The organism is Virgibacillus dokdonensis, from assembly GCF_900166595.1.
Lineage (GTDB): Bacteria > Bacillota > Bacilli > Bacillales > Amphibacillaceae > Virgibacillus > Virgibacillus dokdonensis.
This window is the reverse complement of sequence record NZ_LT745763.1, coordinates 188634-202261: the sequence shown is the minus strand read 5'-3', so window position 1 is coordinate 202261 and position 13628 is coordinate 188634. Positions and strand designations below refer to the sequence as shown.

General features: G+C 37.9%; 8 protein-coding genes. 3 read left to right on the top strand and 5 right to left on the bottom strand.

Annotation, left to right across the window (positions count from 1 at the left end; all coding sequences use genetic code 11):
* Positions 1-355: 355 nt before the first annotated feature.
* From B2C77_RS02730 to B2C77_RS02715, 4 genes are all read right to left on the bottom strand, one after another.
* Positions 356-2356: a TRAP transporter permease gene (locus tag B2C77_RS02730; RefSeq protein ID WP_077702299.1), complete on the bottom strand. Its 2001-nt coding sequence runs from the start codon at positions 2354-2356 to the stop codon at positions 356-358.
* Positions 2349-2885, bottom strand: a complete 537-nt coding sequence (locus B2C77_RS02725; protein WP_077702298.1) for a DUF1850 domain-containing protein — start codon at positions 2883-2885, stop codon at positions 2349-2351. Before B2C77_RS02725 ends, B2C77_RS02730 begins: the two co-directional genes overlap by 8 nt.
* Before the next feature lie 204 nt (positions 2886-3089).
* Positions 3090-4091, bottom strand: a complete 1002-nt coding sequence (locus B2C77_RS02720) for a TAXI family TRAP transporter solute-binding subunit (RefSeq protein WP_077702297.1) — start codon at positions 4089-4091, stop codon at positions 3090-3092.
* 287 nt (positions 4092-4378) lie between these two features.
* Positions 4379-5413, bottom strand: a complete 1035-nt coding sequence (locus B2C77_RS02715; protein ID WP_077702296.1) for an NAD(P)H-dependent flavin oxidoreductase — start codon at positions 5411-5413, stop codon at positions 4379-4381.
* A 489-nt stretch (positions 5414-5902) separates the two neighbouring features.
* Here B2C77_RS02715 and B2C77_RS02710 point away from each other — a divergent pair, with 489 nt between their 5' ends.
* Both B2C77_RS02710 and B2C77_RS02705 read left to right on the top strand, forming a co-directional pair.
* Positions 5903-7132: an IS4 family transposase gene (locus B2C77_RS02710; RefSeq protein ID WP_077702295.1), complete on the top strand. Its 1230-nt coding sequence runs from the start codon at positions 5903-5905 to the stop codon at positions 7130-7132.
* A 588-nt stretch (positions 7133-7720) separates the two neighbouring features.
* Positions 7721-9001 carry a hypothetical protein gene (locus B2C77_RS02705; protein ID WP_077702294.1) on the top strand — a complete coding sequence of 427 codons (1281 nt, stop codon included), beginning with the start codon at positions 7721-7723 and terminating at the stop codon, positions 8999-9001.
* A 397-nt stretch (positions 9002-9398) separates the two neighbouring features.
* On the opposite strand, the gene B2C77_RS02700 is transcribed toward B2C77_RS02705, so the two are convergent.
* Complete coding sequence (locus tag B2C77_RS02700; protein ID WP_077702293.1) at positions 9399-12563, bottom strand: DEAD/DEAH box helicase; 3165 nt, start codon at positions 12561-12563, stop codon at positions 9399-9401.
* A gap of 283 nt (positions 12564-12846) precedes the next feature.
* Between B2C77_RS02700 and B2C77_RS02695 the strand changes: the two genes are divergently transcribed.
* Positions 12847-13611, top strand: coding sequence for an ABC transporter ATP-binding protein (locus B2C77_RS02695; RefSeq protein ID WP_077702292.1), 765 nt, complete (start codon positions 12847-12849; stop codon positions 13609-13611).
* Positions 13612-13628: the final 17 nt, after the last annotated feature.

Sequence of the window (13628 nt, the reverse complement as noted above, 5' to 3'; positions counted from 1 at the left end):
TGTTAGAGTTTTTTCAGCTTATCCTTACTATCTAAGTAAATCTTCTTCAACAGACGTTATTTATTCCTTCATTTTCTAGTAACATTAGAAAAACTCGGCTTGTTGCCAAGTCTTATGGCGAATGGCGTAGTTTTTTCTTATTCTATAAACCTTTAAACGTTTATACCTTCCTATAGTGTAAGGGGTGACCTGAAGTTCTTAATTATATTAGCCATTTAGGTGCTATTATCACCGCCTTAGCTTTGTTTGAAAGCGGGAATATTGCAGCACCTTATATGCTAAAAAACAAGCTATAATGAACGAGCACCTCGTCGTTCCACAACCCTATTTAATTTTTTTATAGTAACAACTTTACTTACCCACTTGCCGTTTTTTCCATCTTCTCTCCCGATCCCTTTGCACGATTCATATACAACTGGATAGCTAACATAAGAATAAAGGCGGCCAATCCATATACATCCGTATTTCCTTCTGGATAAATTAATAACAGCCCAATTGCTATTGTTAAAATACGTACAGACCAGTGAAGCTTTACATACCAAAAACCAATCAAACCTGCGCCAATTGCAATCATACCCGTAATGGCTGTAAATAATATCCATCCGACCTCACCAATCGATGTATCAATCATTAAGAGTTCTGGCTGTAATACAAACATATACGGAATAATAAAAGCAGCAATAGCCAGCTTAGCAGCATTTATCCCCGTGCGAATTGGTTCACCGCCTGAGATACCTGTAGCTGCAAAAGCAGCGAGTGCAACTGGTGGGGTAATATCAGCTACAATACCGAAATAAAACACAAACATATGCCCCGCAAGTAGTGGAATAGCTACATCTAAATGATCATTTAAGGCTAAAATAGCTGGTAGGGCTATCGTGGATGTAATAATATAATTCGCTGTCGTAGGCGAACCCATCCCTAGAATGATCGACGTAATCATGGTGAAAAATAACGTTAACAATAATTGCATATCCGCCGATGTAGCTATAGAACCAGCAATATCTACCAAACTATTTCCTAACTTTAATCCTAGGCCTGTCTTTGTCACAACACCTACAATAATACCGGCGCACGCTGTAGCTGCAGCTACACCTAAAGCGGTACGAGCACCTGATGTTAGAGCGGTAATGAATTTACGTGGTGTTATACGTGTTTCCTTCATAAATATACTAACAACTATCGTAATCCCAATGCCATAGAGCGCTGTTCGCTCAATGCTAACTCCTTCAAATAGTAGCCAAACAATCGCTATGATCGGTAGAAGTAAGTGAATTTTTTTAAGTACTTCTTTCTTAGGTGGGATTTGATCTTTGGGTAGCCCGTACAAACCCATTCTTTTTGCTTCTAAATGGGTCATAATCCAAATACCCGAAAAATATAAAATAGCTGGAATTAACGCAGCTTGGGCAATTTGCCAATAGCCTACCCCTGCAAATTCAATCATTAAAAACGCTGCAGCACCCATGATGGGGGGCATAATTTGCCCACCTGTGGACGAAGCCGCTTCCACAGCACCAGCAAAATTTGGTTTATAGCCTAATCTTTTCATCATCGGTATGGTATATGAACCCGTCGTAACCGTATTTGCTACAGAACTTCCCGATATGGTTCCATTTAAGGCACTGGAAAAAATGGCTACCTTCGCTGGTCCTCCAGTCCGTTTTCCGGCAAGCGAGATAGCTAGATCGTTAAAATAATTACCAACCCCTGTTTGTACTAAAAAAGCACCAAACAATAAAAAGAGGAAAATATAAGTAGAGGAAACTTGCAATGGTGTACCTAAAATCCCTTCTGTTGTAAAAAACATGGTGTCGATAAGCTGTTCCAAACTTAACCCCTGATGCGCCAACATACCAGGCATTTGCCTACCAAATAGCGCATAAATTAAAAACAGACTAGCTATAATAGTAATGGGTAGCCCTACTGCTCTTCTTGTTGCTTCCATAACAAGTAAAATAGCAATTCCCCCAATAACCATTTGCACTTCTGTAATACCGCCAATTTGCTGTACAACTGTTTCATAATATACAGGCCAGTACCCACAAACAATAATGGATAATACGACCAAAATATAATCATACCAAGCAACCCGAGACTTGATTCCTGTTCTTCTAGCTGGAAATAATAAAAATATTAAGGAGAGTGCAAACCCTAAGTGAACGGTTCGTTGAATGTAGGCTGTTTTTTGCCCAAATGCTCCTGTGTATAATTGAAAAACGGAAAACGCCAGTAAGCCAAAAAAAACAATTCCTGCAGCTATGCCTGCAAGCTTTCGCGTATTCGCTTCTGTATCGTACTTTTTCAGTAATGCTTCTTGTTCTTGTTTCGTTAGCTGATCTTTTTCATCACTCATGTACTCTCACTCCTTTCAAGTATTGCCACAGCGTTACGTCGTCAATTTGTAACGTAAACCACGCTCCTGGTTGCACATAATCATTTAAATAAACTTGATATTGTGCGTTGTTTCCCCAAACGAGTCTATTTTCAGAAACAACCTTTCCATTCCGAAGTTTAATTTGATCAAACGTTTGATTTATGTTTTTTATATGATATTTGCCATCTTCATACGTAAATGCTTCCCCTTCCTGCGCATTAGCTGGCATACCAATAGCGAATTCTTCATAGATTATTTCCGTTTGCTGTATGGTGTTCTTATGTGTAACTTCATATTTTTCTACGACATCCGTTAAATGAATAGAATGCGTAAAAATATGTTGAAAAGCATCTCCCTCATCCAAAGGAAGAAACATGGCTATTTGCTCTGTATTTTCTTTATAAAAAATAAGTGCCGTTTTAAAAGGGGCAAAAAAGGCAATTAAGCAGGACAAACTAAGAATTATAATGGTTATAAAACACCATTGTTTTCGGTTTAAAGCACTCATATGATATTCACCTAATTTTTATTTAATGCTACGATGGTTATATTGTTAAATTTTTCCTATAGCAATAGAAAAATCGATCGACTATTCTCAACGCATCCACAGCGAAAAAGTGCTGTCTTTTTAATTTTCTATCCTCTAAAAACAGAAAAACCGGCAGCAAAATTCGGCAAACTCATTTTACTGCCGGTCCTATCCCGCACAAATCTATTCAGAAGCAGATATTCCTTCTTCGTCAAAATATTTTTGAGCTCCTGGATGTAAATCAATTCCAATACCATCAAGAGCGGATTCTTTGGTTATAAACTCACTCTTATCATGAGCAATTTTGTCCGTGTTTTCATAAATTGCTTTTGTAATATCGTAAACCACATCTTCAGAAAGACTATCTGTTACAGCAAGCATTGCTAAAACGGCTACTGTCTGGACATCTTCTTCTAAGCCGTATGTTCCAGCTTTGATCGTATCACTTGCATAATATGGATAGTCTCCTACTAAGGCATCTATTTTATCTTCAGCTATCGGAACGATGTTCACATCTACTTGAGCTTTTAATCCATCAACAGCCCCAGTCGGCGTTCCCGCTGTTATAAATGCTGCATCAATGTTTCCGTCTTGAATTCCACCTGTAGACTCTCCAAAATCAAGATTTTGTTCTTCAATATCATCCATTGACATACCATGAACTTCTAAAATCTGCTCGGCATTTACAAATGTTCCAGATCCAGGCGCACCAACAGATACTGCTTTCCCAGCTAAGTCCTCGACAGAAGTAATACCTGAATCTTTCGTCGTTACAATTTGAATGGTTTCTGGATAAAGAGAACCGATTGCTTGCACATTATCAACAGGCTCTCCTTCAAATGAATTGATTCCTTCAACAGCATTCGAAATCACATCTGTTTGGACAAATCCTAGTTGGGCATCGCCATCTCTTAAAGCAGCTACATTATCAGCAGAAGCATTAGACGATTGAGCATCTGTTTGAATTCCCGTCTCGGCCTTTATAATTGTTGCCATCTCTCCACCTAAAGGATAATATGTGCCACTTGTTCCTCCTGTAAGTAAGCTTAAAAATTCTGGCTTTTCCCCATCTTCGTTATCCCCTTCATTTGCATTATCTTTGTCGCTTTCCCCTCCACATGCAGTTAGTAATAATGCAAAGATAAATAAGGTAACCGTTAACAAAATCCACTTTGTACGTTTCACACATACTCCCCCTTATAAACCTTGTATAAAATATATTTTAACTTTTTATACAATTTATTGTCAAACTATTAGCAATAGAACTAATAAAAGTAAAATTAACTTTTAAGTTTCGTTTTAGAAAATAGATGGAAACGATAAAAACTCCCACTATTTTAAAACTGCGGGAGCACGAAACCATCTATTCTGTTCTATTTCACTAGTTCGTTTGAATAAACAACGCTGCTTTTCCAAACTTTTAGGACAAAAGCCGGAGTTTTTCTTATACAATGAACCGTAAATGTTTTACTTTAGTGCAAAGAAACCAAAATATCTTTCACGGTTTCTTCTTGGTTCAATTGACCAACGCCTTGCCCAGCCCATAATGACTGATAAGCGGCATTATTTTGTTCTTTAGCCGCTTTTCGTATATCCTTTGTACACGCATTTTGAATCGGAAACGGCAATGCTTTCATTTGTTTTTTCTCTAACTCTCTAGTAAATGTGTTGGCAACTCCCCTTGCTGGTCTACCAGAGAAAAAGGTAGTAATCATCGTGTCCTCTCCATTTGCAGAAAGAAGGGCTGCTTTATAAGAAGGTGCTGTCCCGGCTTCTTTAGCTAGGAGAAAACGTGTGCCAATTTGCACTGCTTCCGCTCCCATTTTGAATAGTCCTTGTACTTGTTCTTTACTGGCAATTCCACCTGTAGCAACAACCGGGAGTTTTATTTGTTGTTTTATAGAGCTTAGCAAAGCGACTAAGCCAATATTACACCCCTCTGGATAGTCGGCAATTTGAAATGTGCCTCGATGTCCGCCAGCTTCACTTCCTTGGGCAACGATAATATCGTATCCAGCCTCCTCTAACTGTTTTGCTTCTTCCACATTCGTTGCCATTCCCAATAACGTAACTGGATTCGTTTTCAATTTCATAATATGCTCGTCTGAAAGCATACCAAAAGCAGTACTTATAATGGGAATTTTTTCTTCAAGCAAAACCTCCATATTTTCCTCTAAGTAATCATCTACTTGAACTTGACTGCTTCCAGATTCTATTCCTAAACGATTTCGAAACACATTTAACGCTGATTGCATTGGCTCTAAGTCATTTGATGTAGCTTGTAAATTCGTTGCAAATAAATTGACAGCAAACGGTTGCTTCGTTAATTGTTTTACTTGCTGAATGGACTTTTTCAATGCTTCTGGATTCATATAGCCTGCCCCTATCGTCCCCAGTGCCCCTTCGTTAGCCACGGTTGCAACAAGCTCAGGGGTGGTAATTCCGCCAGCCATCCCTGCTTGTATTATCGGTAGCTTCACTTTCGTCTTTTCTAAAAAACGGTTCATACCTAACTCCCTCCCATAAAATACCTTTTTTATTCGAAAACTTGGCTTGCACTATATCAAGCATACTATAGTGCTCCAATTCTTGCACCATAGTTATGGAGAACAAAGGCTCGGGGCGCCCGGTTAGCAACGTAGCGAGTGGAACGAATCAACTAAAGTTTTAGGAATTACGGTGAGGAACGAACCGATGATGACTTATCGTAAGGCGATTTCGTGAAGTCGCCTAGTTGCTGGGCGCTGGAGCCGGACGTGGCTAAATAACTTAGTTAGTTTATCCACAGCTGCAAAATTTTATAATTTCCTCACTAGCGTTGCATAAACTTTTTATAAAGTAGTCAAGAAAAAACAACTTGTGTCAATACTAAGAATAATAGGAATTATCAATACAAAAACGCATAAAAAAACCTTATAATTAGGGTATGGTAGTCCTGTCCAAATCCCAAATTATAAGGAGTCTTTCATGGACAATCATATTATAAGGAGTCTTTCATGGACAATCATACCATAAAAATGGTATTCAAGGAATACATTCATCCATTAGATACAAAAGTTATTCAAAAAATGATTGATATAGAAGGGGTAGACAAGTATGTGAAAAAGCTAGATACCATTGCCTATATTCGCTTATTTATTTACGCACAACTTAAAAAATCAGAAAATCTTGCAGTAATCAGTCAGTCTGTTTCACGCAAAAAAACGGTGCAGCGATTAGTAGGTATAGACAGTATCAGTAAGTCACAACTCTCGCGTAAGAATAGACAAATCCCACATGAAATACCAGAAGCTATTCTTCGTCATCTCATTCAAAAGGTACAGTATACACTAGGACCTGTGAAAGCAGGAAAGGCATTGCTTCAGCTGCATTTGATTGATTCATCGACTATTTCCATGTGTCTTAGTGGCTATGAATGGGCTGATTTTCGAGAAACAAAAGCCGGGATTAAAATGCACACTTCAATTAGGTTGTGCAATGATACGCTCTCGCTAGATAAGATGATTCTAACGCCAGCCCGACCAGCGGATGAGACACAGCTGGATGAATTAATTGTTTATCAGTTAGATGTGCTTCATGTATTCGATCGCGGGTACTTCAACTTTGCGAAGTTCGATGCCTATTCGGAAAAAGGAATAAAATTTGCAACGCGTATCAAAGCCAATACAGTGGTACACGTCGTGGAAGAGTTACTCGTGGATCCATCTTCTCCCATCACACGCCATGCCATGGTGACAATCGGAAACATGAAACATCCATTACAATTGATAGAGACAACAGATAGTAATGGCAAGCCTATTCGGATTGTGTGTAACGACGCCAAGCGCAGTGCGCAAGAAATCAGCGATATCTACCGAAACCGCTGGAAAATAGAGTTGTTTTTCAAATGGATCAAGCAACACTTGGTCATTACAACATTATATGGTAAGAGTGAAAATGCCGTTTATAATCAAGTCTATCTTGCAATGATTACCTTTTGCCTGATCATCCTAATGAAAAATAAAATAGGTTTCAAAGGAACCTTGCTGGAAATGTTGCGTTGGATAAAGGATGGTTACGATCAATCCATGGCAACCTTTATTTTGAAAGTACGTAAAGAACCAGAGCGAGAGTCCAGTGGACGACGAAGGTGGGACAATGAGCGAATTTTTGCAGAGACCCTAGCACAATATGAGACAGGAGACGTGTTACACTTAGATGATTTAACATACGATCCATTCGTTTAAAAGTATATACTATTCAAAAAATGGATGAAGGGCTACCTCTCATGCCTGTTGTCTTTTTTTCATTGTGTACAAATAACATATATCAGAAAATTCTGTTACCTATGTCTCAAATGGAAAATTAACGCTTGACTTGAAGCATTACTTTTTATGCAACGCTAGTGTAATTTCCTAGACAATTAGAAAAACTTTGCTTGTAGCCAAGTCTTATGGCGAAAAAACGCTGTCGTTTTTCTTATACTATAAACCATTACATTTTTTATACTTTCCTACATTGTAAGAAAAACTAATCTACCGCCAAGCCTCCATTGCAATAGCCTTTGCTTAGCTTATACGCTAAACATGGATATAACAGCTAATCCACCTACATGAAATATGGTAATTCCAAAAATATTCCATTTTAATTAGGAAATCATCTTGACAATTATTAGAAAATTCAATACCATATGACTATTACCTATTATTTTTACAACACACATCCATCTTTGACTATCTCATAAGAACTCCTCACCCATTCACTTTAATGCACTAGCGTAAATTAGTTCCACACCTATGATTAGGATGATTATAACGGAAATAGGAGCGATAAGAATGAAGATGAAAGTAGCGGTATTTAGCCCAAGAGCAATGCTAGACCGAGTTAAAAAAGTAGTACCTGTCGATAAAGAACTTGATTTTATGTTCTTTCCTTATGTCAGTTTGAAAGAAATGATCCACTTAGTCGAAAAGGCGTATGTTTGTGATATTTTCTTTTTCACGGAACAAGTTTCCTATTTGTATGTAAAAAGTAAAGTTGGAAAGAAGGAGCCTCCATGTATCCATCTTCCTCTAGATGAATACATGCTCTTAACAACATTATGTTTGTTGAAAAAGAATGACGAACAAGTTTGGAAGCGTATTTCTATAGATGTTTGCAATGATAAACCAGTCTATAAAGTGTTTTCAGAATTACATTTGCAAGACAATGATATCTATTTATTACAAACGAAGGAATCCATGTTACATCATTTGCAACCCATTATTGATTATCACGAGAAGCTATGGAAAGAGGAAAAAATAGATTATGTCGTGACATCATTTGAAGAAGTAAAAGATACGTTAAAACAAAAAAATATCCCCGTTCAAAAGATGCACACACCTACATTAAATATGGAAATAGCTATGGAGGAAATAAAACAAGTAGTAAAACTTCGGGATTATCAAGCGAATACGACCCAAGTTGTCATAGGATATATTCAGTTAAAGTCAAAAGAAGCTAAAGTACAATCTTTTGACAGTAACGAACAATTAAAAAAAATCATTCATGAATTTGCCCAAGAAAACCATGCATGTGTGGTTACAAATAAACACAATCATATGATGCTATTCGGAACAAATGCTATGCTGGAGTACATAAGACAGCATTACCGTGACTTTCCTTTACTTCATGTCATTGAACGACGGTCACAACTCCCTGTCGCTATTGCGTTTGGTATCGGGCTGACAGCAAACACCGCAAAGGAGAATGCAAAAGCAGCTTTAAAAGCCTGTTTGGATACACAGGAAAGTAAATGTTTTTTAGTAAATGAAAACAAAGTGATGATTGGCCCTATAGGTGAGACGAAAACATTTGATACATCGAAACTATATCAAGCACTGATTCATAAAGCGCGATTAAACAATGAAATTTCTTATAATTTCATTCAATTCATAACATTACGCAATAATGAGCCGTTCTCTTCGCACGATTTCGCTTCGCATTATCAAGTTACGAAACGAAGTGCTGAGCGTACGATTAATAAACTTTTATCAGGCAAAGTTATTAAAGTAGCCGGAGAGGAAAAACCGTATGTAAGAGGGAGACCAAGAAAACTTTTCAATTTGAACATATAAACGAATAAGAAATGCACCCAAAAGTTACGCTTCTAGCGATTCCTTTGGGGTGCGTGATAAAGGGAAAGTTTAAACAAACTACATCCACCGATAGTAAGAGTGCTCTTATGAGGTGTGCCATTTTTGACACGATAATTTATCCTAGAACAAAGGCTCGGGGCGCCCGTTTAGCAACGTAGCGACTGGAACGAACCGATGATGACTTATCGTAGGGCGATTTCGTGAAGTCGCCTAGTTGCTGGGCGCTGAAGCCGGACGGGGCCCATTCGGTTATTTGGTTACGCCATAGCATCAAATTTTATACTCTCTTATCCTTTAAGAAAAACTTGGCTCTGCAAACAAACTAAGTTTTTTCTAATCTTTACTTCTTTCTAGAGAGATAATCTTCTCTACCAAATTATATATTTAAAAGATCACGAACGTCATCTTCATTTAAGCTATTGAACATGGCATCACCTGGTTGAATGACTTGATCAATTAATTCGCGTTTTTTCTGCTGTAACTCATATATTTTCTCTTCAATGGTTCCTTCCGTAATTAAACGAATAACTTGCACGACATTTTTTTGACCAAAACGATGCGCCCGACCAGTAGCCTGATCCTCTACTGCCGGATTCCACCATAAATCATACAAAATAACCGTATCTGCCCCGGTTAAATTCAAACCAGTACCTCCAGCTTTTAAGGAAATTAAAAACACATCATTTTCCCCATTATTAAACCGTTCACTCATTTCTACTCTTTCCTGTGACGGTGTTTGTCCATGTAAATAAAAATAGCCAATTTGCTCTTTCTCTAACTCATCCTTAATAATCTCATGCATGGATGTAAACTGAGAGAAGATCAACATCCGTTTGCTGCTTTCCTGCGCATTTCGGACCGTTTCCATTAAATGCTCCAGCTTGCCTGAGTCTCCTTCATAGTTCTCAATAAACAACGATGGATGACAGCATATCTGTCGTAAGCGCGTAAGGCCAGCTAAAATTTTCATCCGACTTTTTTGAAAGCCATTTTCACTCATGGATTGCGCCGCTTCTTGTTGCAACTGACGATGGTAGCCAATATATAAATCCTTTTGCTGCTTTGTTAATTCCGAGCTATGCACTGTTTCAATTTTTTCCGGGAGTTCATGTAGAACATCACCCTTCAACCGTCGTAAAATAAACGGCCTTGTCATTAGCGCGATTTTCTCATAAGGGAGTTGTTTAAACGTTTTATGATTTGGCATTAATCCCGGTAGAATCACTTGAAATATAGCCCATAATTCATCAATGGAATTTTCAATTGGTGTACCACTTAACGCAAAACGACGGCCCGCTTGCAGGCTGCGAATTGCCTTTGATGTTTTCGTTGCGTAGTTTTTAATATATTGTGCTTCATCAAGAATAAGTGTTTGAAAACGGATTTCTTTGTACAGCTCTACATCCTGCCGAGCTGTAGCATAAGACGTAATCCAAACGTCCATCTGCTTTGAATCAGCAAACTTCTGTTTCCGTTCTTGTGGTGTACCTGTTAAAATAGCCACCTGCAAACCTGGAGCAAATTTAGCAAATTCATTTTTCCAGTTATATACGACAGAAGATGGAGCAATAATTAAATGCGGCTGTGTGCTTGGTTCTGATGCAATGTACGCAATACTTTGTAGCGTCTTTCCCAGTCCCATATCATCTGCTAAGATTCCCCCTAGATGATATTCACTTAACGACTTAAACCATTGGTAACCAGCCTCTTGATAATTTCTCAGCTCTGCTTGAAGCTTATCGGGAAGTGGATACACTTGCTCTTCCGGTGATTTTAAATGATGCAAGAGCTTGCGGAATGAGCGATCATAATTTTTATCGGTTTGTAAAAGCTCATCAATTTGTACGCCACGATAGACGGGTACTTGCATATTTCCATCTGTGATAGCAGCTTTATCGATATTCATATCATCAAAAAACTGTTGCACAGATAAAAATGTATCATTCTCCAAAGATACCAATGCCCCACTATCTAGACGGTAATACCGTTTCTTTTCGACCACAGCTGATAGAATTTGCTTAATTTCCGACTCATCTACACCTTCAATATCAAACCCAATATCTAATAAATTGGATGCATGATCTACTTCTACATTCGCATAGGCTGTAGGCTCCTGTTCTACTATCAAGTTACGAATATCCGATGTTAAAAACAATTCTACATACTCATCCAGCTTTGGAATTGTATAATAAATGAAATCATACATCGCTTCTTCATCATCTATAGGAATATAAAGTTCTTTTCCGTTATAATGAAAATCTGCATATTCAATGAGTTGCATAATTTGTTGTTCTTTTTCCACATCACGAATGATAATAACTTCATTCGCTTCACGCTTGCCAAAGGGATCTATTTGTTCAGACCCATAATGGTATTCCAATTTCCCGACTATAAAAGCTTCCTTCACTTCTAAATAGAGCTTTGCTTCAAGTGGATATTGCACAATGTCTTTAGCAACATTCTCCGCTATAGAAACGTTACCTACCTTCTGCAACGATGGAATAACCGTAGACACAAATTCGTCCGCTTGATTTTTGGCAACAGGTAACCGCCAATGATGATTTTGAAAGCGCCGAAGCTGATTCATAATGGGGGCTTGATATTCGCTAGGAATATAAAACACGCCATCGGCAAACAAAAGATCATAGTAAGGAAGAAAGAATACATCATGTAGTGGTTCCATTTTCAATAATAATTCATCTCGATTATGCGCTGACAAAGAAAAGTCAAACGGCATGACCTCTTTTTCCACAGTTACAATGGAGTACGTTTCCTTCATCGTCTCTACAAAGAAAGATCGTGATACGAGCTTCTCCAGCAACGTTTTCGCCTGCAGTGGAGGTATAATGATATAACGTTTGCTATCTTTATAGAAAAAACGATCATCCGTACGGTAAATACGCTCATTCTGCAAAATAGCATGTAACTGAACAAGAATATCCATATCTGCTTGGGCAAAACAATGCAGTTCCGGAACATAAGAAAAACGCTTTGTTAACGAGTATTCCCTTTTTTCCATGATATGTTCCAGCATGGAAGCAGCATCTTTTATGATATAACAGCGTTTTTCACCAATTTTCAATTCTAATTGCAATTGATCCTGATTATCTAATTTGCAAATATACTCCACTTTGAGTTCAACTTGACTCGGTGCGGGTGCTTTCATTTGCTCTGTTGGCGGAAGACTATTTAATGCAGCCATAAAGTTTTGCGTTAAACGATAGTTATAGGCTGAAAATTGATCTGCAGGATCATTCTTTTGATTAACAATTTTAATTAATACCGCAGCGATATGCTTACACGTACCATACGTATCAAATGCGGGACAATTACAATACGTACCTATTGAGCCGTTAGCAAAATTTTTCGCGTGAATTTCAACGGCATATTTCTCCGTGCCTTCTACGATCGCTGACCATTCTTGATGATTCCTATCAAATAATGGATCACTGACACGGCCTAGCTTGTAATATTTCAAACCTCGTTTATATATGGCGGATGGAAATAAGCTTTCCACATTAATATCACGAATTGTTTTCAAAATAAAGATACCTTCCTTTGCCAATTCTTATGTTTCTATTGTTAGAAAAACTTGGCTTGCTACCAAGTCTCCTAGCGGAAGCCTTCGTTTTTCTTATACTATAATCCACAAAACCTTATACTTTCCTATAGTATAAACAAATTCACCCTGTTTTTAAAATAATCTTCCTTCTTTATGAAGCTTTACTTACAAAAATGTAAGCTGGTTGAAAGGAAGTTCGATACCTATATTTTCCACCCAACGGTAAGCTAATGATAGAAAATATATTGTTGGAGGTAGAACGATGGCACAATCTGTCTTACAAGTAAACCATTTAAATAAAGTGTACGGAAAAAGGAAAGAAACACAATATCACGCCTTAATAGATATTTCATTTGAAATGAAACAGGGTGAATTTGTCGGTATTATGGGGGCTTCTGGCGCCGGAAAAACGACACTGTTAAACGTAATCTCTACTTTGGATCAAGCATCTAGTGGCTCTGTAAAAATTGCCGGTACGGATGTTACGAACATGAAGCAAAATCATTTAGCAGACTTTCGCTCCAAGCAACTCGGCTTTATTTTTCAAGATTTTAATCTATTAGAAAACCTTACTGTTTATGAAAATATTGCTTTACCTTTATCTTTACAAGGTGTTGCAGTGAAAAACATTAAACCAAGCGTACTAAAAGTGGCCAAAAATCTCGGCATTGAGGAGATTCTTCCGAAATATCCTGTAACCATATCCGGAGGGCAAAAGCAAAGGGTTGCAGCAGCTCGCGCGCTTGTACATGAACCTGCACTCATTCTTGCAGACGAGCCTACTGGCGCATTGGATTCTAAAAACGCAAGAAGCTTAATGGAAACATTCGTTCATATGAATGAAAATCTCGGCACATCCATTATGCTCGTAACTCATGATCCATTAAGCGCAAGTTATTGTCAGCGTATCTTATTCATTCAAGATGGTCAGCTATATAAAGAAATACATCGTACTCATAGACGGAATGAATTCCATCAAGATATTCTTGATGTCCTTTCTGAAATTAACAAACCAAATGAATGGTAATAGAAAGAAGGTGATCT